The sequence below is a fragment of the Bacillus sp. HNG genome (genome assembly GCF_003400205.1).
Taxonomy (GTDB): Bacteria; Bacillota; Bacilli; order Bacillales; family Bacillaceae_L; genus Ferdinandcohnia.
In genome coordinates this window covers 17,265-43,575 of record NZ_QUQV01000009.1, presented here as the reverse complement: position 1 = coordinate 43,575, position 26,311 = coordinate 17,265, and the positions used below count along the sequence as shown (strand labels likewise).

General features: G+C 36.4%; 38 protein-coding genes. 9 read left to right on the top strand and 29 right to left on the bottom strand.

All coding sequences use genetic code 11. The annotated features are described in order from the left end of the window. Window positions 1-18: 18 nt before the first annotated feature. The 9 genes from DZB84_RS16315 to DZB84_RS16275 all read right to left on the bottom strand — a co-directional run bounded on the left by DZB84_RS16315 (window position 19) and on the right by DZB84_RS16275 (window position 6,900). The gene (locus tag DZB84_RS16315) at window positions 19-1,473 is read right to left on the bottom strand and encodes a DHA2 family efflux MFS transporter permease subunit (protein WP_116353340.1); all 1,455 of its coding nucleotides are present in this window, start codon (window positions 1,471-1,473) and stop codon (window positions 19-21) included. A gap of 130 nt (window positions 1,474-1,603) precedes the next feature. Continuing rightward, window positions 1,604-2,170, bottom strand: a complete 567-nt coding sequence (locus DZB84_RS16310; protein WP_116353339.1) for a TetR/AcrR family transcriptional regulator — start codon at window positions 2,168-2,170, stop codon at window positions 1,604-1,606. Between the two features lie 146 nt (window positions 2,171-2,316). Then, window positions 2,317-2,871, bottom strand: coding sequence for a DUF421 domain-containing protein (locus DZB84_RS16305; RefSeq protein WP_116353338.1), 555 nt, complete (start codon window positions 2,869-2,871; stop codon window positions 2,317-2,319). Between the two features lie 103 nt (window positions 2,872-2,974). After that, window positions 2,975-3,523 carry a DUF1697 domain-containing protein gene (locus DZB84_RS16300; RefSeq protein ID WP_116353337.1) on the bottom strand — a complete coding sequence of 183 codons (549 nt, stop codon included), beginning with the start codon at window positions 3,521-3,523 and terminating at the stop codon, window positions 2,975-2,977. A gap of 33 nt (window positions 3,524-3,556) precedes the next feature. Next, on the bottom strand, window positions 3,557-4,069 hold the full coding sequence (locus DZB84_RS16295) for a hypothetical protein (protein ID WP_116353336.1): 513 nt from the start codon (window positions 4,067-4,069) through the stop codon (window positions 3,557-3,559). A 6-nt stretch (window positions 4,070-4,075) separates the two neighbouring features. Then, on the bottom strand, window positions 4,076-4,753 hold the full coding sequence (locus DZB84_RS16290; protein ID WP_116353335.1) for a VOC family protein: 678 nt from the start codon (window positions 4,751-4,753) through the stop codon (window positions 4,076-4,078). A 21-nt stretch (window positions 4,754-4,774) separates the two neighbouring features. Next, the gene (locus tag DZB84_RS16285) at window positions 4,775-5,062 is read right to left on the bottom strand and encodes a hypothetical protein (RefSeq protein WP_116353334.1); all 288 of its coding nucleotides are present in this window, start codon (window positions 5,060-5,062) and stop codon (window positions 4,775-4,777) included. Window positions 5,063-5,142: 80 nt separating this feature from the next. Continuing rightward, on the bottom strand, window positions 5,143-6,027 hold the full coding sequence (locus tag DZB84_RS16280; protein WP_189655275.1) for a S16 family serine protease: 885 nt from the start codon (window positions 6,025-6,027) through the stop codon (window positions 5,143-5,145). A 54-nt stretch (window positions 6,028-6,081) separates the two neighbouring features. Then, the gene (locus DZB84_RS16275) at window positions 6,082-6,900 is read right to left on the bottom strand and encodes an SDR family oxidoreductase (protein ID WP_116353332.1); all 819 of its coding nucleotides are present in this window, start codon (window positions 6,898-6,900) and stop codon (window positions 6,082-6,084) included. Window positions 6,901-7,088: 188 nt separating this feature from the next. Between DZB84_RS16275 and DZB84_RS16270 the strand changes: the two genes are divergently transcribed. Next, window positions 7,089-7,718 carry a coiled-coil domain-containing protein gene (locus DZB84_RS16270; RefSeq protein WP_116353331.1) on the top strand — a complete coding sequence of 210 codons (630 nt, stop codon included), beginning with the start codon at window positions 7,089-7,091 and terminating at the stop codon, window positions 7,716-7,718. A 119-nt stretch (window positions 7,719-7,837) separates the two neighbouring features. Here the strand turns inward: DZB84_RS16270 and DZB84_RS16265 are convergent, their stop codons facing one another. Genes DZB84_RS16265 through DZB84_RS16260 form a run of 3 tightly spaced genes read right to left on the bottom strand, consistent with a single transcriptional unit; the run spans window position 7,838 to window position 8,626 of the window. Further along, entirely contained in the window at window positions 7,838-8,188 is a 351-nt protein-coding gene (locus DZB84_RS16265; protein ID WP_116353330.1) for a hypothetical protein, read from the bottom strand. A gap of 31 nt (window positions 8,189-8,219) precedes the next feature. Further along, window positions 8,220-8,387, bottom strand: coding sequence for a hypothetical protein (locus tag DZB84_RS24990; RefSeq protein ID WP_189655274.1), 168 nt, complete (start codon window positions 8,385-8,387; stop codon window positions 8,220-8,222). Next, complete coding sequence (locus DZB84_RS16260) at window positions 8,384-8,626, bottom strand: hypothetical protein (RefSeq protein ID WP_116353329.1); 243 nt, start codon at window positions 8,624-8,626, stop codon at window positions 8,384-8,386. Before DZB84_RS16260 ends, DZB84_RS24990 begins: the two co-directional genes overlap by 4 nt. A 222-nt stretch (window positions 8,627-8,848) precedes the next feature. On the opposite strand from DZB84_RS16260, the gene DZB84_RS16255 reads away from it, so the two are divergent. Next, window positions 8,849-9,817 carry a hypothetical protein gene (locus tag DZB84_RS16255; protein ID WP_116353328.1) on the top strand — a complete coding sequence of 323 codons (969 nt, stop codon included), beginning with the start codon at window positions 8,849-8,851 and terminating at the stop codon, window positions 9,815-9,817. Window positions 9,818-9,840: 23 nt separating this feature from the next. Here the strand turns inward: DZB84_RS16255 and yiaA are convergent, their stop codons facing one another. From yiaA to DZB84_RS16230, 4 genes are all read right to left on the bottom strand, one after another. Next, entirely contained in the window at window positions 9,841-10,305 is a 465-nt protein-coding gene (gene yiaA, locus DZB84_RS16250; RefSeq protein ID WP_411266270.1) for an inner membrane protein YiaA, read from the bottom strand. 126 nt (window positions 10,306-10,431) lie between these two features. Continuing rightward, the gene (locus tag DZB84_RS24985) at window positions 10,432-10,740 is read right to left on the bottom strand and encodes a hypothetical protein (RefSeq protein WP_189655273.1); all 309 of its coding nucleotides are present in this window, start codon (window positions 10,738-10,740) and stop codon (window positions 10,432-10,434) included. A gap of 114 nt (window positions 10,741-10,854) precedes the next feature. Then, window positions 10,855-11,166: a hypothetical protein gene (locus DZB84_RS16240; protein WP_223254476.1), complete on the bottom strand. Its 312-nt coding sequence runs from the start codon at window positions 11,164-11,166 to the stop codon at window positions 10,855-10,857. 326 nt (window positions 11,167-11,492) lie between these two features. Next, on the bottom strand, window positions 11,493-11,756 hold the full coding sequence (locus DZB84_RS16230) for a hypothetical protein (protein WP_116353326.1): 264 nt from the start codon (window positions 11,754-11,756) through the stop codon (window positions 11,493-11,495). Between the two features lie 251 nt (window positions 11,757-12,007). Between DZB84_RS16230 and DZB84_RS25560 the strand changes: the two genes are divergently transcribed. Beyond that, window positions 12,008-12,241, top strand: a complete 234-nt coding sequence (locus tag DZB84_RS25560; protein ID WP_116353325.1) for a YjcZ family sporulation protein — start codon at window positions 12,008-12,010, stop codon at window positions 12,239-12,241. Between the two features lie 82 nt (window positions 12,242-12,323). Here the strand turns inward: DZB84_RS25560 and DZB84_RS16220 are convergent, their stop codons facing one another. From DZB84_RS16220 to DZB84_RS24980, 3 genes are all read right to left on the bottom strand, one after another. After that, window positions 12,324-12,509, bottom strand: coding sequence for a hypothetical protein (locus DZB84_RS16220; protein WP_116353324.1), 186 nt, complete (start codon window positions 12,507-12,509; stop codon window positions 12,324-12,326). A gap of 543 nt (window positions 12,510-13,052) precedes the next feature. Then, window positions 13,053-13,427: a nuclear transport factor 2 family protein gene (locus DZB84_RS16210; protein WP_116353322.1), complete on the bottom strand. Its 375-nt coding sequence runs from the start codon at window positions 13,425-13,427 to the stop codon at window positions 13,053-13,055. After that, complete coding sequence (locus tag DZB84_RS24980) at window positions 13,427-13,579, bottom strand: hypothetical protein (RefSeq protein ID WP_189655272.1); 153 nt, start codon at window positions 13,577-13,579, stop codon at window positions 13,427-13,429. Before DZB84_RS24980 ends, DZB84_RS16210 begins: the two co-directional genes overlap by 1 nt. Before the next feature lie 498 nt (window positions 13,580-14,077). Between DZB84_RS24980 and DZB84_RS16205 the strand changes: the two genes are divergently transcribed. After that, window positions 14,078-14,611 (top strand): GNAT family N-acetyltransferase, encoded by a 534-nt coding sequence (locus tag DZB84_RS16205; RefSeq protein WP_116353321.1) that lies wholly within the window; start codon window positions 14,078-14,080, stop codon window positions 14,609-14,611. Window positions 14,612-14,661: 50 nt separating this feature from the next. Here DZB84_RS16205 and DZB84_RS16200 read toward each other — a convergent pair whose 3' ends face one another. After that, window positions 14,662-15,126: a GNAT family N-acetyltransferase gene (locus DZB84_RS16200; RefSeq protein WP_116353320.1), complete on the bottom strand. Its 465-nt coding sequence runs from the start codon at window positions 15,124-15,126 to the stop codon at window positions 14,662-14,664. A 192-nt stretch (window positions 15,127-15,318) separates the two neighbouring features. Between DZB84_RS16200 and DZB84_RS16195 the strand changes: the two genes are divergently transcribed. Then, the gene (locus tag DZB84_RS16195; protein WP_116353319.1) at window positions 15,319-15,861 is read left to right on the top strand and encodes a sigma-70 family RNA polymerase sigma factor; all 543 of its coding nucleotides are present in this window, start codon (window positions 15,319-15,321) and stop codon (window positions 15,859-15,861) included. Further along, entirely contained in the window at window positions 15,842-16,810 is a 969-nt protein-coding gene (locus DZB84_RS16190) for a DUF4179 domain-containing protein (protein WP_116353318.1), read from the top strand. Before DZB84_RS16195 ends, DZB84_RS16190 begins: the two co-directional genes overlap by 20 nt. Before the next feature lie 79 nt (window positions 16,811-16,889). Here DZB84_RS16190 and DZB84_RS16185 read toward each other — a convergent pair whose 3' ends face one another. Then, a complete protein-coding gene (locus DZB84_RS16185) occupies window positions 16,890-17,654 on the bottom strand; it encodes an SDR family NAD(P)-dependent oxidoreductase (RefSeq protein ID WP_116353317.1) in 765 nt (254 codons plus the stop codon). Between the two features lie 172 nt (window positions 17,655-17,826). Here DZB84_RS16185 and DZB84_RS16180 point away from each other — a divergent pair, with 172 nt between their 5' ends. After that, entirely contained in the window at window positions 17,827-18,429 is a 603-nt protein-coding gene (locus DZB84_RS16180) for a TetR/AcrR family transcriptional regulator (RefSeq protein ID WP_116353316.1), read from the top strand. 79 nt (window positions 18,430-18,508) lie between these two features. Here the strand turns inward: DZB84_RS16180 and mqo are convergent, their stop codons facing one another. From mqo to DZB84_RS16160, 4 genes are all read right to left on the bottom strand, one after another. Beyond that, entirely contained in the window at window positions 18,509-20,050 is a 1,542-nt protein-coding gene (mqo, locus tag DZB84_RS16175) for a malate dehydrogenase (quinone) (RefSeq protein ID WP_189655271.1), read from the bottom strand. Window positions 20,051-20,528: 478 nt separating this feature from the next. Further along, window positions 20,529-20,909, bottom strand: a complete 381-nt coding sequence (locus DZB84_RS16170; protein WP_116353314.1) for a YkvA family protein — start codon at window positions 20,907-20,909, stop codon at window positions 20,529-20,531. A gap of 88 nt (window positions 20,910-20,997) precedes the next feature. Further along, a complete protein-coding gene (locus DZB84_RS16165; protein WP_116353313.1) occupies window positions 20,998-21,240 on the bottom strand; it encodes a glutaredoxin family protein in 243 nt (80 codons plus the stop codon). Window positions 21,241-21,255: 15 nt separating this feature from the next. Then, window positions 21,256-22,110, bottom strand: a complete 855-nt coding sequence (locus tag DZB84_RS16160) for a pirin family protein (protein ID WP_116353312.1) — start codon at window positions 22,108-22,110, stop codon at window positions 21,256-21,258. A gap of 169 nt (window positions 22,111-22,279) precedes the next feature. Between DZB84_RS16160 and DZB84_RS16155 the strand changes: the two genes are divergently transcribed. Further along, window positions 22,280-22,996, top strand: a complete 717-nt coding sequence (locus DZB84_RS16155; RefSeq protein WP_116353311.1) for a DUF4181 domain-containing protein — start codon at window positions 22,280-22,282, stop codon at window positions 22,994-22,996. A 346-nt stretch (window positions 22,997-23,342) separates the two neighbouring features. On the opposite strand, the gene DZB84_RS24975 is transcribed toward DZB84_RS16155, so the two are convergent. Further along, entirely contained in the window at window positions 23,343-23,480 is a 138-nt protein-coding gene (locus tag DZB84_RS24975; RefSeq protein ID WP_189655270.1) for a hypothetical protein, read from the bottom strand. 88 nt (window positions 23,481-23,568) lie between these two features. Between DZB84_RS24975 and DZB84_RS16150 the strand changes: the two genes are divergently transcribed. Beyond that, window positions 23,569-24,588, top strand: coding sequence for a DUF2332 domain-containing protein (locus DZB84_RS16150; protein WP_116353310.1), 1,020 nt, complete (start codon window positions 23,569-23,571; stop codon window positions 24,586-24,588). Between the two features lie 48 nt (window positions 24,589-24,636). On the opposite strand, the gene DZB84_RS16145 is transcribed toward DZB84_RS16150, so the two are convergent. From DZB84_RS16145 to DZB84_RS16135, 3 genes are read right to left on the bottom strand one after another with little or no spacing between them, the layout of a single operon-like run. After that, window positions 24,637-25,029: a hypothetical protein gene (locus DZB84_RS16145; RefSeq protein WP_116353309.1), complete on the bottom strand. Its 393-nt coding sequence runs from the start codon at window positions 25,027-25,029 to the stop codon at window positions 24,637-24,639. Between the two features lie 25 nt (window positions 25,030-25,054). Then, complete coding sequence (locus DZB84_RS16140) at window positions 25,055-25,768, bottom strand: hypothetical protein (protein WP_116353308.1); 714 nt, start codon at window positions 25,766-25,768, stop codon at window positions 25,055-25,057. Further along, window positions 25,761-26,273, bottom strand: coding sequence for an RNA polymerase sigma factor (locus tag DZB84_RS16135; protein WP_116353307.1), 513 nt, complete (start codon window positions 26,271-26,273; stop codon window positions 25,761-25,763). The genes DZB84_RS16140 and DZB84_RS16135 overlap by 8 nt, the downstream gene beginning before the upstream one ends. Between the last annotated feature and the right edge of the window lie 38 nt (window positions 26,274-26,311).

Here is a 26,311-nt window from a genome sequence, read left to right as displayed (position 1 = left end):
AAATGCTTTCCTGTGCAACTAGTTTTGTACAGGTTCTGCTGATTTTATTGTTGATGCTGATTTTTCCTTTACACTGGATCCCTTTTTTACCAATAAAGATAAAATGAATGTCACAACTGAAATTCCAGTAACAAAATAAAATGAATATTTTACACCAGCCGCTAAAGTTTCTGGCTTTGTTGCGCTTGAAAAATCAGCAATATAACTGTTTTGACCAGCTGTAAATAACGTAATGGCGATCGCTGTACCCGCTGCTCCAGCTACTTGATTCAACGTATTCATGGCAGCTGAGCCATCAGCATATAATTCACGTGGCAATTGATTCAGGGCATTTGTTTGTGATGGCATCATGACCATCGTTATTCCAAAGAAGAATAACATAAACGCTACAATGATTTGCCAACCAGGTGTTGTTGCCGTTATGACAGAGGCAAACATGAAATTTGCAATCAGAATAACAATAGAACCTATAATGACGAAAACACGTGGCCCGAATTTGTCAAATAAAGTACCAACAATGGGGGACATAACCACATTGACTGCATTACCAGGAAGTAATAATAAACCAGCTACTGCTGCACTATACAATAAAGCATCCTTTAGATACATGGGCAAAAGAATACCGGCTGACAAAATCATTAAAATACCGAGGAACATCGTCGCTGTTCCTAACGTAAACATAGGGTACTTAAATACACGCAAATTAACCATAGGCTGTGCCATTTTCATTTGGCGCACGCCAAATAATACAAGTGCGATTATTCCAACTAGCAGAGGTGCCCAAACTATAGGCGAGGACATTGCTGCTTCGGCCATCGACGCCAATGCGTAAATTAATCCGCCAAAACCGATTGTTGATAATGCAACCGATGAAAAATCAATTTGTGGTTTCGTAATTTCTGAAACATTTTCAATTTTAACCACAGCAATAAACGTTAATAATACATATAAAATAGAGCTAATCCAGAAAATATATGGCCAACCTAACGTACTAATAATAACCCCTGAAAGTGTTGGACCTAAAGCAGGTCCTAAAGTAATAACAAGTCCCATGATCCCCATTACAACTCCACGTTTATGAACAGGGAAAATAATTAAAAGAACACTCGTCATAACCGGTATTAAAACACCCGTTCCAATTGCCTGCACGATACGACCGGCTAATAGTATTGCAAAATTAGGAGAGAGAGCAGCTAGTACTGCGCCTAATAATGAAATTACTAGTCCCCCGATAACTAGTTGTCTTGTAGTGAACCATTTCATCAACAGGGCAGAAATTGGGACTAAAATCGCTAATACTAATAAATATCCTGTTGTCAGCCATTGGGCAATAGCAGGTTTAACTGAAAACTCACCCATAATATTTGTTAATGCCATGTTTAATGCTGTTTCACCAAATAACCCTATAAAGGTACCAAACATTAAAATGAAGGCCATTATTTTTGGACTTTTGACTTGTAATTGTGTGTTCATAAAAATCTCCTTTTTCTTTGTCCTGACCGATTTCGGTCTGTTTTTTTGCATAATAAAGGCCAATCCCCACTTCTTCTGAGCTTTGCTCATGAAAAATGGGAATTAGCCGTTTTTTCAAAAACCATATTATTCACTTATGAAACGCCTGTAATAAATTTTGTAGTACTTGGGAAATTGTTTTGAGTGGAGAACTTGATTTTTGTGTTAAACAAAGCATCATTCCACCCTCGACAGTGGCTACCATGGTAAGAGCAAGTGATTCAGCTAATTCTTTCGAAAATCCATCCGCTTCTAACTTGTTTGTATAGATACTCTGCATTTTTGCATATAAAAGAGAACAAGCATGACGGACTGGTTCGCTAAGTGAAGCCATTTCACTAACAATGCTGCTAAACGTATATCCAGCAATTGTTCCTTCCGTTTCAAAATGAACGATTAATTGATTGATCATAGCATTTATAGCTTCTTTAGTATTCGGGTACTGATTAAATATGTTTTCTATATCCTGTGTAATCACTTCATTCAAGGATTCCAGACAAGCAATAAGTAATTCTTCTTTTCCATTCGGAAAGTGATGATATAAAGACCCTTTTGAAATATTGCATGCTTTTAAAATTTCACTTAAGCCTACACCTATATATCCTTTTTGTTGGAAAAGCTTTGTCGCGATCTCAATAATTCGCGTTTTTGTATCCATTCCCGTAGCACACCCCCACCATACCAACCGGTCTGTTTGTAACTTTACCAAAATTTTTTTCCTATAGTCAAGAGTTTTTTTCACTACGTTTAAAGTGTTAACTGATTTCAGGCAGATATGATGGCACAAAAATAACAAAAATAACACTAATCATTTATTTTTTTGTCGTTCTGGATGGGCTGGTCATGACCAGAAATCTGTTGGAGTATATTCGATTGCAGTTGGTTTAACATTTTCTCTAATTCTCCGTGAGTTACTGGCTTAGCGTTTTTGATTAATTCATACCCAAGTTGCCCAGTAATCTCAACCGAAGCAGTTTTAACATCGGTGACCGAAGAAATTCCTTTTTGCCGTATCATTGCTTCCAGCTGTTCACTAGTCATGCGTAGCTTTTTAAGATTGTTGGTTATAATGATCCCATCCTGAATAACCGTGGTTGGCTTCCCTATAAATAACTTTTCAATGATATTAAATTTAATAGCTAAAAACTGGATAAACATTAGAAGAGTTACAAGGGCACATAAGGCAAAGATTGTTTTTACTAAGTCATTCTCTGAAATAGCGTGACCTATAGTTGAGGCCATTGCCAAAATAGTTATCGTTTCCAATGCTGTCATTTCAGCCACAGTTTTTTTACCTGCAATCCGAAATAAGCAAAAACCAGTAAATAAGATTGCTAAAGCTTCCCAAATGTAATTCATTTTATCCCTCAATTTTAACAATAATAAACGCTACAATTAAATTTCCCTTTATGTAGTAAAAAATACAGTTTCTTTGTCATTCAATAACTCTTCTTCGTTTCGATTACTCCCCATTATTAGCCTGCATTAATTCATATATCTTGCGGGCTGTATTGACGTTTCTTACCGTAATTTGTTTGTATATCTTAGTTCCAATGATCTTTGTCATTCCGCTTTTGGTTACATTTTTCTTGTCAACGGACCATAGAATTGCACCTGGGACATAAATCACCGTGTCAATGGTTGGCTTGATGAGCAAATTCTCCAGGACAGATTCATCATCAATTTCATCCCATAAAAACATGACATCACTTTTCATATCTTTGTCATTTTTCCACGAGTCAGGTATTGCGTGAATGATTCCTGTGACATCATCCAGACTACGAACGACTACTTTAATTTGCAATCCAAAATCATGATGTATCGCTTCCTCCAAAAGACGTGAAAGTTCTATTTTTGATTTGCCTTTGTGTGTAAAAATAATATTACCTGTATTGATATATGTCACCACGTCATTCATTCCGACTCGTTCAAAAGATTGTTTAAGCAACTTCATATCTATTTTATTTTTTCCACCAACATTAATCCCCCGTAACAGAGCAATATAAATCATAACAATCCTCCTCTCTACATCATTACTTAATACCTAGTTATTTAAAGGTACTTCAATATTTTTCTCCAGTTTTTCCGCTTTTTCGATAAAGTATTCAAACTCAACCCCAACCTGAAGATTCAACCCAAATCCTGCATCTCGGAGGATTTCACGCAATTCTTCAAAGTTCTTTTGATCAATCTCGGTAACAGTTGCGAGACGATATAATTCATCTGTAGGGTATTGGTATAGTCGGTGATATAATTTGGTCAGAATGACCTTATCCCTTTCTGAAATGGTTCCCAATTGTTCCCCTGTTGTTATGCCAAGCGAAATTCCATCCAAGATATCCCTTAACTCAGCTGTAACTACATTAGGGTTAGACCAATTGTCTTCCATTTGATATTTGATTAAACCTTCTAATTCTACAAGGTTAATTTGAACCTCTGTCAGAACTACCTGGTCCATTACGAAATTCATTTTCATATAATTCCACGCAACAACAGCAATTAGGATAATATTTAACGCAATAGAAATGCGAAAAATTAACTTTCCTTTTTTACTCATCTTCCATCAACCCTTATATATTTCTACTAGATTATCGGAATTAACCGTAATTCTACTATCGTCATCTGTACGAATTTTAATAGGATAGACAGTTGATTTCTTATCAGAGAAAATCCATCTTCTCCCTGGCTGATTAAGGATAATGAATACTCCTTTAGTTTTCTCTCCCATGAAATTAAGCGATGTTTGGCTCAATGATTCGTTGTTTCGCTCATGTATACCGATCTCAATCAACTTATTTCCAACACCTACAGTATCATCTACAGTTAGACCGATTTCACTAATATTTAACACATTTTCGATCGAGAATGGCTTTGTTCTCTCTTCGGAAGTATTTCTAGAAATAAACTCGACAATATTCCCAGCAGGGTCATAGAAATATAAAGCATGTGCGGAGAAGAAGGAAAAATAGGCTTCATCCTCTCCATCTTCGACATTTAATTCGACTCTTTCTTTTACCCATAACTTCGCTTCATGAAATTGGTTCGAAGGAATATTAAATGCAAAGTGGTAATAGGGATTTCCTTTGACTTTCTCCGATGTAAATTCTAACTCACTGGAACCGACAGCAATGCGAAAACTTTTTGTGTCCTCTTTTAGTAAAGGAAATCCAAAACGGTCCACATAGAACTTCTTCATTTCATTGATTCGATCTGTTTGTAAAATGACTAACTTTATATCCATGAATATAACACTCCTTTCATACTATTGATTCATTACAGAAAAACCGATCCAACCAATTAAGATGAAATTTGGTGCAATCAGCAAGATGGATAACCATTTTATTCTTTTGGCAAGGGATACTGCAGCTCCTACATAAAACAATGGAAAGATGAGCCCCCAGATTTCAAACCGTGGTGTGGCTGCTAGATATAGTGCCATTGGTAATATTAAAATGGAAGAAATCACAAGCAACGATGGCTTTTTTAACCGTATCGCAAAAATGGATAGAATAAGGGAACCAATCATAAATGGCCAAAATAGGAATGCCATAATTACCTCCAATCTACAAACGCTTATTCGTTATTTAATATTCCTAAAACAATCATTATCAAAGTGCTATAAAGAAGGCTCTAGTTTTTACTTTCCGTATTTAGCCTTTTTATAAGCGAGAATGCTTGGTCAATATGGTTCACATCAAATATTTCGATTTTCAGATTCATGGATTGTTTAACTTCCCTAGCTTCTTTAGCATTTCCGCTAGGAACAATGATAAAGGGATATGATTCATTCTCTGCAATCCTTATCTTCTCTTCAACCATTCCAATCGGTAAAACATTTCCTGTTGCATCCAGTGCACCTGTTATACCAATTGTGTTGTTGTTTTTTAACTTTCCTTCTGCAATTTTTGCGGATATCGCCAACCCTAACCCGACACTATCACCTGAAATATCATCCCGCTTTAAAAAACGATCAATACTTTCGGTGTCCCCTGAGAGATATTTTTGTACGTTTTTCCTCATTACTGAAAAATCATTATCCCTATTCATTAACCAATTCAAAAGCTGTACATTTTTACTTTTATAGCGACTCTCATTATTGATTTTTTGCAAATTAATGACTTCTTGCTTTTCATTTATAAAAATTTCAGCGATGAGTTCCTCATCTTGTAGGTAATCAATATCAAATGATTTAACAACCATTAAATGTATACCAGACTGGTTAACCACTTCAATAGGATCCGCCTCTAAGCTGACACGATAGGTAAGGGATTCATAGTTTACTAATTTCCAATCAAAAACGAAAATACATATTAAGAAAACTACTGTGATTTGAATGATCATTGAATCGGATTTCTTATTTCGAAAAAGGATTAACAAAATTAAAAGAAAAAGGAGTTCGACTAATAAGACCCCAATTAACCAAAAGGCATTTATAAAATCAAAATAATAAAGAACCCATAAGGTTATGTATAAAAGAATTACAGCGACTCCGTTAAATATTAATGGTATTCTCATAAAAAGGTCCTCCTGTGGTTCCATGAGTCTACTTTTTAATTAGACGATTATATTTTAGGAATGCGGACGCCAACGTCCAAATCCACCTTCTGTATTAATGATTTGCCCAGTAATCCACGACGCTTCTTCTGTTAATAACCAGGCAATAAGTCGTGCTGGATCTTCAGGTTGTCCCATTCGCCCAAATGGAAACATTGGTTTCAGATTTTCCCACAGTTCCTTGGTCATATACCCCGTATCTACAGGTCCCGGGTTCACGGTATTGACGGTTATGTTTTGATCAGCCAATTGATCTGATATTGTTAACGTAAGGTCAGCGAGCGCTCCCTTAGATGCAGCATAGGCAATTTCTCCTTGCATTGGCCCTAACCTTTGACCCGAGCTCATGAAAATGATTCTACCTCTACCTAAAGTAGGATCATGTTGTTTCGCAAAAGATTGTGCCAGTAAAATAGATGATCGTGCATTAACTGCCCAATGTTTATCCAACATTTCAACTGTTAGTTCACCAAGTGCACCATCACTTCCACTCATTGCATGGTTACAAACAAGTGCATCCAGATGACCACAAGTCCTCCTGATTTCATCCATCACCCTTTGTGGTTCTTCAGGGTTTAAAAAGTCTCCGCTTACATCATAAAGGAATGCACCATCTATTAGTTCAGCTTTAATCCCTTTGATTACTTCATCTAAATCATCCGCTCCCCAGAATTGTTCTTTATCATGAGGCTGAAAATGATGAATAATCACAGATGCTCCCCATGCTGCTACTTGACTGGCAATCGCATATCCAATTCCTTGGCGACGACTAACTCCAGTAATCAGTACTTTTCTACCTTTTAGTGGGTATTGGTCTCTTTTGTATTGGCTCAAAGTAAGTGTTCTCCTTTTTAATTAAATTAAGTTCACCTAGTATCTCTCTCTAAATTAGCATGTTTTTCCATATTTTACACCTGGATTTTTGACACTTCGCGCTAACTTACTCCAGAATCTATAAAAACCTTGTCACCTTATCGGTTTCCAATCGTATAAGTTGTATAGATAAGAAATGGGGGGTTAGATTGAAAAATTTTAGAGGAAAAAATGTTGTCTTAGCTGGTTTTGTCTTATTGATAGCTATTACAATTCTAGCTGTTATGAGAGAACAAGAGATAAAAGATGATTATCATGAACTACAAGATAATAATGAAAAATTAGTAGAACAGATAGATACCCTAGAAAAGGAAGTGGAGAGTCTTTCTAGGTCATCAAATGATTTAGAGACAGGGAACAAACAATTAACAGAAGAAATTGTCAAACTAGAAGAGGCAGTTGAAGCATTAAAAACACCTGTTCATTATCAGGATTTTCTTGAAGCGATAAAATTAGTTGAATCTTATAAGGAAGCTAAAACCTTTAAGGAAGCGAGTGAGTTTATTGCTTTACAAAACGGTTTTGGTTTAATGGCTCAAGACAGTTCTCTCACTTGCCCATGTCTTTTCGCATTTAACAGTAAGTCGGTTGAATGGATACCAAATGCAGTACTTGAACTTGTAAAAGTTAGAACAGAAAAAGATAAGATCATATTAACCTATAACACCGTTAATGATATTGGTGATTACGAGTTCGTATTAATAAAAGGTATGGGCAGAAATGATCCTACTGAAAAGTGGAGAATTGAAGAAATTAAACATGAATCGAAAAAGAGTTAACTTATTTATGTGAAGGATTCAATATTAAAGGCATTGCAAATGCAATGCCTTTTTTGTTTCGTTGTTCTTAACAATTCCTATGCGTTTTTGCATAATGCTGAACTTTAGGTTTATGTAAACTACATCTTCTTTGTTACCTTATTGGCTCTGATTTTCAGAATCCACTTTGTTATAAAGTGAGTAACAAGCACCATTAATGTATTGAGACCTATGATGACGATGGAGAACAGAACATAGGCAACTAATAGCCACCCAACCGCTTCAGCTTGCTGCCCGCCTTTGTTAGCTACATAATACACATAGCTGATAATGACGATAATCTGGACTCCGGATGCTAACATACAATTGATTGCAAAAAACTTATCTAATCTTTGACTCTTTTTGGTAGCCCTAATTTGTAATGGTATTCCAACGACTGCTGGACTTAAGACTACCATGTAAAATAAGAACCCTTCTATCAATTCCCCCATGATCTACCTCCAGGTAACTTTATCAATATCATTACAATTTCTTTTTCTCTTCTTTAACTGCAAGAATTTGAGTTTCTGTTCCATGTTTTTTCCGGATGTTTTTCCGAGCCTCCGCTGGGGTCCTTGCGTTGACTGACTCAACTTGTGTTTCCCCGCCTACCTCTATTTCGACAAGGAAGCATTTAGCTCCACATCTCATGAGGACCTCTCCTTCCCTTTCTGTTTAAAAATAGCTGGTATCGTTAGTACGAGTAACAAAACCCCGACAACTAAATATTTTCCTTTTCCCTCATAGGAAATCATTACTATTAGTTCCCAGTAGTTTCTTGGACCCGAATTAGCATCTTCACTAAACGGATAATCAAAAACAAAAGGTAAGATCCCAAAAAATGATATTAATAATCCAATCACCAAGAATAAGATTAATATTTTCCTCATCACACACCTCAAAACCAGATGCAGTGCTTTTTTGCTTCGTCAGCCCCACATTTGCGTTATTTATTCCATTTTGAACCAATTCTAACACAACACTTCCATTCTTAATGATTTCATTTCAATCTGTCGCCAAATCAGAACAAAAGAACTATGACTTTAGACCCTTTTTATTCAGTAAAATAGTTTCATATACTTGAAACAAAAGGAAATTTAAGGGAGTTATGAATGAATGTACTAAATTGGCCGAAGGTATTTGCCTTCGCAGCATTTTTATTTATCATTTATACAATTTATGATAACGTTCAGGAGCATCAGGTCTTTCTTGAAAAAGCAGAGCAAAATCAGGTTGAAGAAAGGGTTTGGCGTAAATTCGTCGTGAACGATTTGTTGATAGGACCAAGGTTTTCCGTTCAAATTGGAACGTTGCCTGAAAGCAGTATTCCTACAAAACATAATGATGCGATGGTTATAATCAGTCAGGAATTATTTGAAAAGGTGGACGTTGGAGATACGATTCCCGGCTATAAAGTAGACGGAAAATTTTACACGGAGACCCTTTTGAAAGAGGAAGTTAAATGGTTTTATATCTTGTTAACCGTCTTTAGTTTGTATCCAATCGGCTATATGTTGTATTGGCTTTTCAAAATTAAAATAATATGGAACTGGTTCGCTACCATTTCCAGTCGTTTATGCCTAGATAAAATTGCAGGTTTTGTTATCTCATTTTTGATATTTGGTGGCTTGATTGGAACACTCCTTTTCTTTCTTTCGACAGATACAAAATCAGCGATTGAAAATGTATATGAAAAATATTTTGGAAAAAATCATGCTGAAACAACTGCTCTTATTATGGAACATGGGTTTGATCGAAGAACATCAACTTACAATAGAAACGATTATTACATCTCTATGATGTATAAACCCGAAAATCAGGACAGTATTTTTATTGTTAAAGGCGTGACATGGCACACGTATAATAAATACAAGGAGAAAATGCCAATCGTTTATAATGTTAATAATCCTTATCAGGTCTATGCCAAAGAAATGGATATTGCAGACTATCTCGATATCCTTATGACAGAAACTGTGTTTCTTACATTGTTATCCATTATTCTAATCGTCCTATTAAGTTCAATCCCGTTCCTGTTATGGAAACAGAGGCATCGCAAATCACAAAAGGACCATCCATTTTAGACTTGGATGGCCCTTTTTTACTTTTACTCTCTTTCTCTAGCTTTTTGTGTATCCCGAATGTTCTTTTGAACGGTAATAGCTGCAAATACACTTAGAACAAATGCCATTCCGTAAAATCCTTTTTCACTTAAAACAATACTTCCTGCATTGTATAAACCAATCGCCATCAATGAAATGGACACAATCAAGGCAACCCAGCTAATCCCATAATAGATACTTGTCACAGGAATTCCCTCTTCTTTATCTCTTACCGCTTTTTGCAAAGATACAGCTGAATAAAGACCGAAGATTAATATAGCAAAATAGTAGCCTTTTTCATTTAGTTCCATTGCTGCGTTAAACAAGCCGATGAGATAAGCAGAAACACCAACCAACAACGCTCCCCACGAAGCCCCTTTAAAGGCTGCAGTCGGCTCCCCTTCTTTCCGCTCTATTTTCACTTTCGGCTTTTCTTGTTTTTCTTTATCCACAAAAATCTCATTCTCCATTACTATGTCCCCTCCACTTTGTTCTAAAAAAGGAAGCACCTGGTTACCCAATCGTGCATAAATCCATTATACAAAAATCTATTACAAAAAATGTTTATTTTTTCATTCATTTCCAATTCAATTCTTTTAGGATTCCAGATATTTTTTTAGCAGTCTATAGCCACCGATTATTACAAAAGAAATGAAACCTAAAATGATGAAAAGTCGAATGACGAAGTGATCAATCACATAGAGTGCGAATACCATCGTCATAAGAAAAATACCCGATACCGCCCCAAATTTCGTATAACGGATCGCATCATCTGTAAATTCCGGTTCTTCTTTGTACATCCATCTTTGCCCCAGTAACATACTTTCCTCAGGATAAAAATAAGTCCAAATCAGTACTGCATATATAGGGATCATAAAAATAAAAAACATAATGGCATCTGCCAAAGCAGTCCCCCCTTGAAATGACCTTTTCTAAATAATACGTTCCAAACTAATATTAGTTTCAAATTATTCTGTCTTTTATAGGGGCAAGTATATTCATATTTGTTACCCATAGTCCTAATTAAAGAACTCTAACCACCACGGGTAATCGTATTGTCCTTCAGAAACTTGGAAAAAATGTCCCATGAATCCAAGATGAACATTGCCATAATGATCAAGTGTTTTCTCTTTTGGGGCATAAGTTGAAAATAAATAGAAATTGATTAGTTCTATTTCAAAGTCCACATTTTCATTGAAAGATTCTGCTTGTTTTTCACTAAAGTTTGCATAATCAATATAGTCCTGTTGAGTTGGGTTTTTAACTAAGGAAAGTATTAGAAAAAGAATGAGTAACGCGCCAAGGATATATCTCTTTTTAACCTTTATCATAATCCTGTTCTCCCACTTTACTTTTGAATTTTACGTTGTAGTAGGTGCGCTAATCCTAGAAAAATTAAGATGCTAAGTGTGACTTTGACGATAGACGTTTGCTCTATGAGTGGAGTATGTGTTGCGCGATCCGATGAAAAAATGGACCACCAGCTTGGATCTGGAAATAGGTGTGAAACTACAATCCAAATACAATAGAAAAATATCACTGTTAACCAATACACTTTCATAGCAGCACCTCGACTACATACAGTTGAGTCAATACCCAGTGGACTTTATATACCTATCTATTATTTTTCTTAGTTGATTAATCAATAATATTGAGATTAATAGTACATGAAATATGAAATGCTTAAAAAAATCAATATAGAAAGGATCGCCCTACTCCACGTTACTTTTTTACTTACACCTACTTTTGATTCTAAATAATTGATGTAATTAATGGTGAATAGGAAGCCAAAAAACACAAGATAAAACGCAGGTTGATTCCCACTGCTGTCATATAGATGAATAGCTCCTAATAACACTAAAATGGTTCCCATACCACCCAAAAACATGCTTATGTATGAAACCTTTTTATCTTCCTTCACAAAATAATCCCCCATACTAACCAGCACTTTAAAACTAGCGAAAAAACTGATTTTTCTTCATTTTAATTTTAACACACCACAATCCCAAAATATTATATTATTTTCGACCTTTCCTTTCTCTAAAAAAGAACATTCCAATATGTGCCCAATTGCTTCGGGACAATTACCCATTTTCTTAGTTGAACGTGGCAATTTGAAACTAGGTGAGTATAATGTAGGGAATTTACACAATAAAGAAAAGGAGAATGAAGATGGATCATCTAAATATTTCTAACGTAAATGCATTACAAAGTGTTTACACGGCACCACATCCAATTCACGTAGCACCTCAGCCGACTTATGTGGCACCAACCTATGAATACATTGAACCTAGTTATGGTTATGGGTACGCTTGTCCACAACCTTGTCACAATACTTTTGTATTAGTGGTTGTGTTGTTTATTTTATTGATCATTATAGGTGCTTGCTACTTTCCTAGATGCTAATTAAAAGTACTTCTTCTAAAAAACACCACACAAAAACAAGGACATATTCAACGCAATATGTTCTTGTTTTTTTAAAAGGAGCTTATGGAATTTTTATCAACGAAAAATAGTGACGAAGTTCACTTTCAGTAAGGGAAATACTTTTTGTTAAATCTTTCGTTCTCATGACAAACTCCTTGACCCCTATAAACTCTGATTCTGCAATTAGGTAAAATTGGGTTCCTTTTTCATATCCTCTAAACTGCTTTTTTAGTATAAATACGTCCATAAATAACCGCCCTGATTCCTATACTTTTAGTTAAATTCATTTTACATGATTCTGATTAAATTCCTACAAATATCTCTTCCCCTCCTACTTTATACAAGTGCATATTGGAACCTACTCCACCATATAATGGATTAGGACAACCAGTCTTTAAAATTGGAGGGATCATTTTGGATAACCATGAAAAAGATGCACAAGCGAAGTCCGACAACAGGAATTATATTAGAGTTAATAACAATATTAATTTCAATATCAATCTTGGCGATTCATTAAATTTTCTGGCACTAATCGCAGGTCTATTTTTCATTAAGACTCTCTCGAAAAAGAACAAATTGCAAAAGGAAAACAAAAGAAAAAAGGCGTTGATCCTCCCATAGGTCAACGTCTTGCGTTATTGCCGCTGCAAAATAACATGACCGACACCCCAATGATACAGATGCCTGCACTTAGCAAATCGTATTGATCGGGTGTTTTTTTATGAATGACGATAAAATACTCCCCCAAGAGCAGCATATACACCTCCGAAGATAGCTTATATCTTTAAACTTATCCTTTAAGTACTTCATTCAACTTCAATGGCGTGATTGTCCCTTGATGGAAATAAAGTTGCCATCTTCCATCTATACGTTTCCATATGGAGCTTCGCAGGGTATTTCGGTTCCTCATCTTATCCACAATGAAATAAGTAGTTAACACAACGTCAGATGCCAGCGGATAAATTTCATAGTTATGGAGGGACATTTCCGTTAATCCTACCCCGGATTCAAGGCATTTATTTTTATCAAGCATATAACCCGAACTACCAATCTCAAAAAAAGCATCTGCTAGTAATCTATCTAACTCTTCACGACTTTTCCGAACATCAATGCTTATGTGCATTTTCTCTAATTCTTGTAAGTGTTGTTTTAAATGTTGATTCATTATCTTTCAGCCCCTTTCTTTATCTCTTCTAACAACTCCACAATCCTTTCATTTGTATCATTAAGTTTCTTTACCTCTTTTCGAATTCCTACAAAATCATTTATTATGGCGAGAGCGATGAGGATTCCTACTAATCCAGAAATAACTTCCACCTTAAAAATCATCCTTTCCACATATAACTATAATCTTTCTATTCACCTTTAATAATCATATTCCCTTTATATTTTTCTGAGTAATAGGAAATTTGTTGACCGACTTTACTCCGCTTTTTAAAATAAAAATAGTACGATTAGTGGTTTTTGATTGTTACATTTCTTCAGAACTGATGAAGTACCCTTTATAAGTAAAGGCCGTTTTTGCAAACTTTGTAGTTTTTGGACACAAATGATTTCCGCTGCAGGTGGACGCTTTCCGCGGGCGTGGCATGAGCCTCCTCGTCGCTAATCGCTCCTGTGGGGTCTCAAGTCTCACGCTTTTCCCGCAGGACTTTGAATTTCTTCCTAGAAATAACCCACGCACGAAGAAAATGCGAATGCATTTTCGAGGAGTCGCCACCTTTCGCTTCAATCAATAGTATCCTTTTATCCAATAGCAACAATCTTTTAAAAAAGATCCTAAGCAAAAAAATAAACTTGAATAGGAGACTATAAATGGAAATTTTAATACGACAAGAAACACCTGAGGATTATCACGAAACTGAGGATGTTGTTAGAAATGCTTTTTTAAATGAAGAATACAGTGATAAGACGGAGCAGTTTCTGGTAAACCGGATTCGAAAGTCAGGAGCTTTTATACCAGAGCTTTCATTGGTTGCCGTAAAGCAAGATGATGAGATTGTAGGGCATGTACTCCTTTCAAAGATTCAGATCGTAGATGGAGACTTTTCAGTTAATTCTTTGGCACTTGCACCTGTTTCGATCACACCAGAATATCAGCACCGAGGAATTGGAAGCCAATTGATCTGGGCTGCACTTGAAAAGGCCAAAGAACTTGGTTATCAATCTGTTATTGTCCTAGGACATAAAGATTATTATCCACGATTTGGCTTCAAGCAAGCGAATCTGTGGAATATAAAGGCTCCGTTTGATGTACCAAATGAGGTGTTTATGGCTTTAGAATTAGCTGAAGGATCACTGGAAACCGTCCAAGGTGTCGTGCAATATTCGAAAGCATTTGATTTATAAAAAAAGGGGTGTCCAAGAAATCAGCTCATTGGACAGCCCCATTTTTATTATTATACTTTTAAACAGTAGATAGGCTCTGGATGATGGCCTTGTTCCACCTCTCCAGTTGGAGTAAAACCAGCTTTTTCATAAATTCGTATTGCACGTTCATTGTTATAGATGACAGATAAATAGATTTCATTGCATTGATAGGTATTGACCATATCCTCAATAATTGCTTGTAAGACAGGAGTGCCATACCCTTTCCCTTGAAACTGATGTCCTAACATGATACTTATTAATTCATACCGCTCAGTTTCTTTTTGAAATCCATGGGAAGTAAAGCCAATTAGTGTTTTATCATCATAGATTGCTTTTGGGGTAAAACCGAATGTTTGGCATACTGCCAGAAAATAGGCATTTGATCCCACCCATCTTTCATAGATTTGAAAGTATTTTTCTTGATTTTCATCAGACTTTAACTTAATAACATCAAAAAAATTATCCCCTGTAACATCAACTAATTTAATCTTCATGTGAGTTCCCCTTTTTAGTTGAAAATGTTTTACCATCCTATTAAATTCAACAATTAAAGAGCTCTTCCTTCACATAATGACAGTTATTGAAAAGTTTATTTCTCGACAAAATGTTATATTACTAGGAACAGATAATTTTTTGAAACCTTTTATTACATTCCATGCCTCTAATAGTTGAAAGGAGGTTAGCTAATGTCGGATTCCACGAAATTAGTTGAGTTGGCCATTGATGGTGACAAACTAGCATTTGAACAACTCATTACATTTGAAAGTGAAAAATTATATAAAATTGCCTATCTTCATATGCGGAATAAAGAAGATGCACTGGATATCATACAAGAAGCTACCTATAAGGCCTATATTTCCATACACCAGTTAAAATCACCCGCTTTTTTCAGTACTTGGCTAGTAAAAATCTTAATGCGCACAGCCTACAAAGAACTTGCACGGAAAAAGAAGGTGGTACAGCTACCGGATGAGGCGTTAGATTATCTCATTGAATCGATTCAAGCACCTGAGTTGAATCTGTCAATCGATTTATCAGAGGCACTTGAGTCGCTAAATACGAACTATCGAAATGCAATCCTACTTTTCTATTATTATGATTTACCGATTCGAACGATTTCTACAGTTCTTGATAAACCACAATCTACGATTAAAACGTATTTACGTCGAGCAAAGGTTGAATTAAGAAAAACGTTAGGGGCTGATTATTATGGAAAAAGATTTATTTAACGAGATGGAAATTCCAACACAAGAACTGCATTCAGCAATTGAAAAAGGGATCGAACGAGGGGAAAGACTCCGCCGAAACAGAAAATACATAAAGCCTTTAAAACGCACTTCCTTTATTACATCTGGGGCTGCTGCTGTACTCCTTGTGTCAGGATTTATTTTTTCACCTGTTAATCAGGTTCTAGCGCAGGTTCCGATTATAGGAGGTATTTACGAAAATTATCAAATGCCAATCGGTCAGAATTTGGCAGCTGAGCAATTGATTTCGGAAATCAATGAAACCGTTGAAAATAATGGGGTTAAAATGAGTATTACTTCGATTTTTTATGATGAATCCTTTGTTGGAATTACCTTTAAAGCAACTGGTGAAAACTTATCCGATACATTTGGAGGAGAAACAGGACCTGAGCCCGGTTATAGCTTTAATATGTTTGATGGGAAAGATACATCCGCCTGGGGTGGTGTTATGGGGACATTAACAAGGCAAGGTAATGCGTATGTTGGTGCCATGATTTTGGAAAACCGAAACGAGAAAAATCCCGACGAGTTAACGCTCCCGATTACATTTACACATATGGCCGGAGTTCAAGGGGAGTGGTCTTTTAACCTCACTGTCGATAAATTGCCATCTCGAGAAATTGAATTAAATCAAACCCTGTTCTCTTCAAACAAAGAATATAGCATCCATTTCAATGATATTAACATTGGTAAAACCAACGCAATTTTAACTTATGAAGAGGTAAAAACAGCTGGAATTGAAGGTGAGAACTTATATTTTGAAGTTCTTTCTAATCAGGGTGAAAAATTATCCTTAAATACTGTTTCAAATTCTAAAATAATATTTGAAATTGATAGTAAAAATCCTCCAAAATTCATACAGGTGAAACCTTCGTATAAAATTGGCAACGAAAAAATTGATTTGGGTACGTTAAAGATTGAGTTGGAATAAAGGTTATAAAACCGGACTCATAGAGGGTCCGGTTTCTTATTAGAATAAACAAATCAATGTCCAAACGGATCTTACTTTTTTATCGAGCAGTCCATGCTCCATCAACAGTTACAACTTCACCATTGATGAATTTTGATTCATCTGAACCAAGGAATAATGCTGTAGCTGCAATATCTTCAGCTTGTCCACCATTAAACGGTCCTAGATCTCCGAATGTTACAGCACCTAGTGGATCTAAACCTGTTAAGTTTGCTGTCATTCCTGTTGCAATTGATCCTGGTGCAATGACATTAGCACGAATTTTACCATTCTCACGACCATAAAATGCTGCAATATTTTTTGTTAAACCGATTACAGCATGTTTTGACATAGTATATGCTGCTCCACCACGTGCTCCAAGGTAACCAGCAATGGATGCAACGTTTACAATTGTTCCACCCGTTTCTTGCTCTTTGAAAACCTTGATTGCTGCACGGCTTGCATAGAATTGTCCGTTTAAGTTAACACCCATAACACGTTCAAACAATTCATTTGTCGTATTTTCTACTGATGCCATGTTATCAAAGATTCCAGCAATGTTAGCTAGGATATCTAATTTTCCATATTCATCTAAAGCCTTTTGAATCATTGCATCGATATCGGCTTCTTTTGAAACATCTGTTTTAATTGCTACCGCTGTACCCCCTGCGGCTTTAATTTCTTCAAGTGTCTCATTCATTGAAGCTTCGTTAAATTCAACTAAAACAACTTTAGCTCCTTCTTTTGCATATAATTTTGCAGTCGCACGACCCATTCCTGAACCTGCACCTGTTACAATCGCTACCTTACCTTCTAATCTTGCCATATTTATCTTCTCCCTTCTATTGAATTGGAATTATCTTGAGTTCAAGATATCTCCAATACATTAAGCTTAAAACATGTCTGAAAGGGCTTCAATATGCAATAATAGTAGAAGTGTACGATAACCAACAGATTTCTTGGTTTTGTACGTTAAAAGTGGAAGAAGGAGCTTTCAAATGTCTATTCAATATCCAGACAAACGTGTAAAAAGAACAAAAGAAACGTTTAGACAAGTATTATTATCTTTACTGGAAGAAAAAAGCTTTCATGAGATTACAATTACAGAAATAGTAAGGGCTGCAGATTTCAATCGAGGTACCTTTTATGCACACTACGAAACAAAGGAAGATCTATTAGACGAAATTATCGAAGAGATGTTTGAAGAAATGACGGACGCATATCGAAAACCATATCTTGATTTATCAGTTGTAGATTTTAATAAAATTCAGCCAAACTCAATCGTCTTATTTGATCATTTTTTAGAAAACAAAAACTTCTATAAACTGATGTTACGTCCAACAACGAACTACAATTTTCATGAGAAGTTATTAAAAAGGTTGGATAAAATTTTTAGAAACGAATTTGAATTCCTCGTTACGGACGTAGACCCAGATATTGATATAAAGCTTTTTAGTACCTATCGTATCCACGGAATTATTGGATTGATTCTTGAATGGATTGAAAATGATTTTGAACAATCCTCATCCTACATGGCTGAACAACTTATACACATTTTAAAATTTCACACACCGAAGATCTATATTAAAAGGAAAAATTAACTCTGGATAAGGAAATTAATTATCTGCAGAAAAAAACCTCCAATCTCATTCGAGATTGAAGGTTCTTATTTTTTAATGATTAATTTAGGACAAGTTCCTTTTCTGCTTTTGCTTTTTTTTCGATTAAGCCTAGAGCTTCTCCTGTTGAAGCGTTGATCTTCTCAAGAAGTTCTGGGTGCTCCATGAGGGATAGCCCAAATGAAGGAATCATGTCTTTGATTTTTGGCTCCCATTCTAACATATGCTCTGGGAAGCACTTTTTGATGACTTCGAGCATAACATGAACAGCGGTTGATGCACCTGGTGATGCACCTAGTAAAGCTGCAATTGAGCCGTCAGCCGCAGTTATGACTTCAGTACCAAATTGGAGCGTTCCTTTGCCGCCAGCTTCAGTATCTTTGATTACCTGAACACGTTGACCAGCCACCACTAAATCCCAATCTTCGCTCTTTGCGTTCGGGATGAATTCACGTAATTCTTCCATACGCTGTTCCTTCGTTAACATGACTTGCTGGATCAAGTATTTAGTTAATGCCATTTCTTTTACACCTGCAGCCAACATCGTTAACAAATTATCAGGTTTTACAGATGTGATTAAATCTAGGTTTGAACCTGTTTTTAAGAATTTCGGAGAGAAGCCGGCAAATGGTCCAAACAGCAATGATTTCTCATTGTTGATGTATCTTGTATCAAGATGCGGAACAGACATAGGTGGCGCACCGACCTTTGCTTTTCCGTATACTTTTGCGTGATGCTTTTCAATCACGTCAGGATTATTACATACCATGAAAATTCCGCTTACTGGGAATCCACCAATATGTCTTCCTTCAGGGATGCCTGATTTTTGGAGTAAATGAAGACTTCCACCTCCACCTCCAATAAAGACAAATTTTGCCTTATGGTGTTCAACCGCACCAGTACCTTGTTTTTTCACCTTTAAATCCCATAAGCCATCACTTGTACGTCTTACATCTTTGACACTGTGGTTGTAATTAATTTTTACATCTTTATTTTTCAAATGGTCAAATAACATGCGAGTTAAATTCCCGAAGTTAACATCCGTTCCTGCGTCTGCTTTAGTAGCTGCGATTGGCTCAGTGGATGTGCGATCATTCACAATAAGTGGTATCCATTCCATTAATGTTGAAGGATCATCGGAATATTCCATTCCCTTAAACAACGAAACTTTTGATAGCGCTTCAAAACGTTTCTTTAAAAAAGCGACGTCCTTTTCACCTTGCACCATACTTATATGTGGTAGTGGCATGATAAAATCTTGCGGGTTGCGAATGAGATTGTTCTTCACAAGATATGCCCAAAATTGCTTGGAAACTTGGAATTGTTCATTCACATTAATTGCCTTTTTAATATCTAATGTTCCGTCTGGTTTTTCAACGGTGTAGTTGAGCTCGCACAGTGCAGCATGCCCTGTCCCAGCATTATTCATTTCGTGAGAGCTTTCCTCTCCTGGTTTGTCGAGCTTTTCAAAAACGGTAATGTTCCATTCAGGCGCTAATTCCTTCAAGAGTGTTCCTAATGTCGCACTCATGATCCCAGCGCCAATTAAAATGACATCTGTTTTAGTTTCTATGTTGCTCATGTTTATCAACCTTTTCTTCATAAAATTTAGACAAAAAAGATGAATGCGGTCACAAAATCAGACACGCCATTGTCGGACAACTTCTTTTTTCATTTTAATCTTCGCCATATAGAATGACAATTTTTTAGATTAATAATTCAATATTATATGATAATTATAGGCTATTTAAATGCTGAGTAAAAGTGAGAAGTTCATCCAGAGGATCACAGGAATCCGACAATCCATCTTGCCTCTTTTATTAAGCTCAAAGGAAGAACTCATACTTATTAAACTCTAATTCTTCACTTTTATCATTATACCACGTAAAAACAGCATAAACATCAGGTAAGAGTAAAATTAATCATAATAATTTGATAAGTGGGAGCGCTTTTTTGGCAGTTCGCAGATGTCCCATCGTCAATTATTCTCTTTGGTCGTCTTTATATTTGTTTTATCAGCAATAAATCTTTTCTATCCTTTTTCAAAAAACAAAACCTGCATTTATAGTAAAAATGCAGGTTCACTGAAAATATTGATATGCTTTTATGGTAATCCATATGAACAAGAGTGCCCAGAGTAGGAGAATTAGCGCACCTGCAACCCAATTTTTCGGCTTGCCATTTTTCATTAATTCTTCTGCTTTTATTTCACAGTCCACAATAACAGCCTTTGGGATCATTTTCATGGCAAACATGATTCCAATTGGGACAAGAATGACTTCATCCAGGTATCCAAGGATGGGTATGAAATCTGGAATGAGGTCGATGGGACTGAATGTATAGGCCACGACCCCGGCTGTAAAAAGCTTTGCATACCAAGGAACTCGCGCATCCTTGTATGCAAAGTATAGGACATATATTTGTTTTTTTAAGTTCTTTGCCCAGCTTAAAATTTTTTTCATTGGTTCACCTATTGATTTTGATTCAATATTTTATTCCTTTTAGCTTTGAGATGTGATTTACTTTATAGTTTTCCCTACTATTACCATTTCAATCCTGTTTCAACGGTTCCAACAATTCAATCAGTTCAGGAGTGAACCCTTTTACAGCACGATCGCCCACGACTGTTACAGGTACACCTAGGAATCCGTAGCGTTCCACTTCCTTTTGGTAAACTTCATTTTCTGCAATGTTTCGAACGTCAAATGGAATCCCATTTTCAGTAAGAACCTTTTTTACAAACGTACATTCGACACAATCATTTGTCGTGTAGACTATTACTTCATTCGCCATTATTGGTAATCTCCTTTATTCTGCCGGCGGGCCAAATTTTCCTGCATGGAAGTCGCGATAGGCTTGTTGGACTTCTTCCATTGAGTTCAATACAAATGGACCATATGCCACAATCTCTTCCCTTAATGGGACACCTGAGTAAACAAGGATTTTGGCGCGACTGTTTGCGTGTATGTTAAATTCGCTTTCATTTTTACCATTTTCGTTGAAGGTAAGTGTAGCTGCCCCTGTTTTTTTCAAGCTTGTCTTACTTTCACCAAGCTCTACCTCACCAGAAAGCACGTAAACAAAGGCATTATGATTTTCAGGTAAAATATGTTTATAGGTTGCTCCTTTTGTTAGCGAAATCTCTGTCATAGTAATGGGCACCAAACTATTCATCGGTCCTTTAACACCTGCGATTTCCCCAGAGTATACCTTCAATTCTCCACCTTCGACTTTAACACATGGAACATCTTCTAGGTAAACATTTTGATAAGATGTCTTCGTGTTTTTTATTGATTGTGGCAAGTTCAACCAAAGCTGAAGTGTATGTGCGATGTCATTGTCAACAGCTTCCTCGGCATGTCTAGCCCCACTGCCCGCATTCATATACTGAACATCACCAGCCTCTAACACCGAATGGCCGCCATGGTTGTCGATATGTTCCAATCTACCGTCGATAACATATGTGATTGTTTGGAAACCACGATGTGGATGGTCCGAAAATGTCCCACGTTTAAACCAATCCTCCGCCATAATTAAAAACGGATCAAATTCCTCAAACCGATTCGGTGGCAACACAAAACCTTGTTGTACATGTGGATAGCCATTATTGTTGTATTTTACGTACCAATGATTGTTTATGTCTCTTTTAAAAAGGGAACTCATGTCGTCCACTCCTCATTCATGATCTTCACAGTCTTTTCTATTCCATATTATTTTGACATGTTAGGATGATTTGTACAAAATTTACGCTTAACTTTTTCTGGAATATTTACCCATACATTCATATAATGGACTAAAGAACCTGCTTTTATCAGGAGGAGAGTTGAATTGAATGGTTATCATATTGGCACTTTTGTTAAGCCTTCTTGGAGTTCTTGATAGATTAATAGGAAAAAAAGTAGAACCGGGTTATGACGTGATGGAGTCAGATGGAAGTGTGAAATATCGAGTAGGTAGTTTGATCATTTTGATCCCGGCTATTATCGGCATTTTTATGATCGATTATACTGATACAGCTATCTTAAAATGGTTTTTAATTGCAGTGATCACCCTGCATTGGGGATTTCAAGCTTTCATGGAATGGAAGTATGTAGAGGGAAAGAAGTATCGGTTGTCCTTACTGCTAATGATTGTCGGTGTCGTTTTTACTTGGGGAATCTTATTTATTGACGAAAAACTTACACAAACGACTTTTGGTGAGGAATTAAATGAAATACTAGATGTGGAGGAAGTTTCTAAAATTGAAATTTTGCGGGCTGTAAATGATGAAAATCAGGAACTTTCACGGGAACAAGCGACCATAATGGAACAACAACTTATAGAAAAATTTTTAAGCTTGCCTTCAGGAATGTTATTGAAAAAATCAAATTCAGCAACCCCAGGTATTGATTTCATTATGATGATTTACACAAATGATAGGCAGCATACCCTGACCTTTTCAGAGGAAGATATCCGAATAGAGGATGGAAAGTATTTTATCCTTGATGAAAATGAACTGATCCATTTAATTGAGGGTGAAGAATTGGAGTGGGGACCAGCATCTTTTTAAAAGGCTCTTTTTAAAAAGATTGTTGTAATTAACTTAAAGTATATTGATGAAACTTGGGTGATTTCCGCTTCTTGCACTCGCTTTCCGCGGGCGATCCGCAAGCCTCCTCGCTCGTGCCTCACTGCGGGGTCTCGCTTGGCTCGCATTTCCCGCAGGACGTTGAGTCTGCTTCCTTGAAACTACACCGCACGAAGAAAATGCCTGCATTTTCAAGGATCTCGTGCCATACGCTCCAATCACTAGAGGAAACACCTATGTGTCAATAATACTTTATTAATGGCTATATCAAAAACACCAAAGTTTGCGAATCAGCCTTTTAAAAAATAAAATCCCCTAGGCTTCTAAGCTAAGGGGTACTCAATAAAGATTCCATTTCTTCTTCAGTTACAAATTTCCAATTTATATCTTTCCATACATCTTTATCCATCGCTTCAATGAGTTGGTCGATTTCATCATAACTAAACTTAATAGCATGTTCGTTCATGTATCCCACCAAACCTTTCCCTACATAATTCGGCTGGGCTTATCTTGGTTTGAGGGTCAAGTTCATAAAAAATTTTGGAGGAAAACAGATGAAAAACACGCAGTCTATTAAATTTAGAAACTTTGCCATCACCGAATGTAAGGGCTCAAGCAGATTATATGAATTTCTTTCCTTAAAAATTGCAGAGGATGACGCCATTCTTGAGTTAGCTACTCATGCAAGGAAAGGTCAGCCCTCATCCAATCTTTTATTTGGTGCCGTTCATTATCTTTTATTAAAAGGAAAAGACCATCATCTTAAAGAGTTTTATCCTAGCATTGTAACCAATCCTCGAAAAGTGGAGGAGTCCTTTTTACCTTTTAAGGAGTTTTGTGTTCAATTTTCTGATGAAATTATTCGGCTTTTGCAGGAAAAATTGGTTCAAACAAATGAGGTTAGACGTTGTTCCTATCTCTTTCCGACCTTTCAATTTATTTACGATATTGTAAAGAAACCCTTAGCTTTAATTGAAATTGGGACGAGTGCTGGGGTGCAACTGTTATGGGATCACTACAGCTACTCCTATGGAACAAATAAAGTTTACGGTAATAAGGATTCTGCGCTACATATTTCAGCAAAGATTAAGGGAGCAAAAACGCCACATCTACAGGATTTTATTCCTCCAGTGGCTGCTCGTATTGGCATCGATCTTCATCCAATTGATGTAAGAGATGATGACAATGCACTTTGGCTGAAAGCTCTCATTTGGCCAGAACACCATGAAAGACGTGAACTATTTGAAAAAGCAGCCGAATGTGTGAGGGTAAATGAGTTACGGTTGATTGAAGGAAATGGAGTTGAATTGCTCCGGGACCTTTCAGGAGAAATTCCAAAGGAGTATGCAATATGTGTATTTCACACGCATGTGGCTAACCAAATGCCCTCGGATGTGAGAACGAAATTGCTTGATCAGGTTCAACGTATTGGAGCTGAACGCGAGATCTTTCATCTGTATAATAATATTCAAGACCGCGACCTTCATCTGGATTATTATTTGAATGGAAAAGAGTATAAACATGTCGTTGGTGAAACCGAAGGACATGGAAGATGGTTTTCGTGGAGGTTGTAAAATTTTCAAGGCATTTGGGAGTTTACCAAATGCCTTTTGACTGGACCGTTATTTTACCTCTAGTATTGTATATGTCCCTGATTTAAAGCGGTATTTTATCTCGTACCTTTCACCCACTTTAAACTGCGAACAAAATTTCTCAGTTTCGTCTTTACTTTCGTCAAAATACTGGAACATTGTATATGGGTCATTCACGTTGCACGCGAATAGTCCTTTATTATTTTTTTCATTTGTAACAGCTGTTTCCTCAACCAAAATAGAACTTTCTTTTTCATAGGACGGACGTAGTTTATTCGATACCATGGCACCTATAATGATAAGAAGCCCGATGATTCCAATTACAAATGCCTTCTTTTTGTCTTTCTGCACCATGAACATATAGATTGCACAGCCTACCGCCCCAATACCAACGGCATACAAGGCTATTAAAAGTAAGTACAAAAAATCATCCCCCTTTTTAACAGATTTACTTTTTATAAACTCTGAATGACTCAGCGATTTTGATTATTTCTTCTTTTGCGAACGGTTCTTTTCTTAAGCTTGTTTTTTCTTTATTTTCAACAAATATATTTAGGGTATAATTGACGCCATCATCAATCCAAAAAAGCATTTGGGCATTTCCGTTAAACATATAAAAAGCAGTAATGCCATTATTTAATTGAATGGTTTCATATCCTTTTGTATTTACACTCTCTACTGTGCTATCTGCAAGTATTAGATGTATACTCTTAAAAGGTTTATTAAATGATAGGTAGCTAATATTTTGAACATGAAACTTTGGATTATCTGGTTCTAATTTTTTAAGTTCACCATCTTCTATAGATTGAGGTCCTAAGTATTGTTCCATAAACTCAACCTCATGTACATCAAAAGGTGCATATGTTGGAAGTTTAATCTTTCTTTCAATCTCTTGAAGTTCCTGTATTTCCGCGATTTGTTCTTCAGCTAAAAAAGCTTGTTGTGAGAATGGGTTTTGTGGCAAGGTCGAAATGAAAAAGGCTAATATAGCAACTACTACTAGACTCCCAATTGTGGGTAACGCCCATTTCATCTTTTTCCATGTCTTTTGTACGGGATGTTCCTCGTAGTTCATTAATCTATCATGTATCCTTCTCTTGTTTTCAAACCCAAGTGTTGCTGTTGGCATGGATCGTAATTGATTTTCCAAATGATCATTCATGTGTAGCACCTCCCACCCGTTGCTGCAGGGCCATTTTGGCTCGATGATAGGTTGACCGCGTTTTGTTTTCGCTCCATTGTAATATTTCAGCCGTTTCCTGAACGGAAAACCCCTTTACTCCTCTTAATACAATCACATCACGATAGCTAGATTTTAAGGATTGAATGGCCTCAAATATCGCTTTGTTTTCTTCTGATAATTGAAGAAGCTGCTCTGGTGATTGATCCGTCCTGGGTTCGTGACTGGAATCAAAAGACAGCATCGTTATCCATTTGATTCGATTTCTCCTTCTGATTTCATCAATTGCAATGTTCCTGGCAATACTGTAAAGCCAGGTTCTTGGATTTGAGTTCCCTTTAAAAGCATGAAGACCTTTCATCGCCCTTATAAAAACCTCCTGGACCAAATCATCCACATCTGCTTTTCCTACTCGATACAACAGGAAATTGTAAATGTCATCGCTATATTGATGGAACCAATCTGAGATGATCTCTTTCTCTCTCATATCCAAATTTTCTCCCCAATTTATTTTGCCTTCTATAC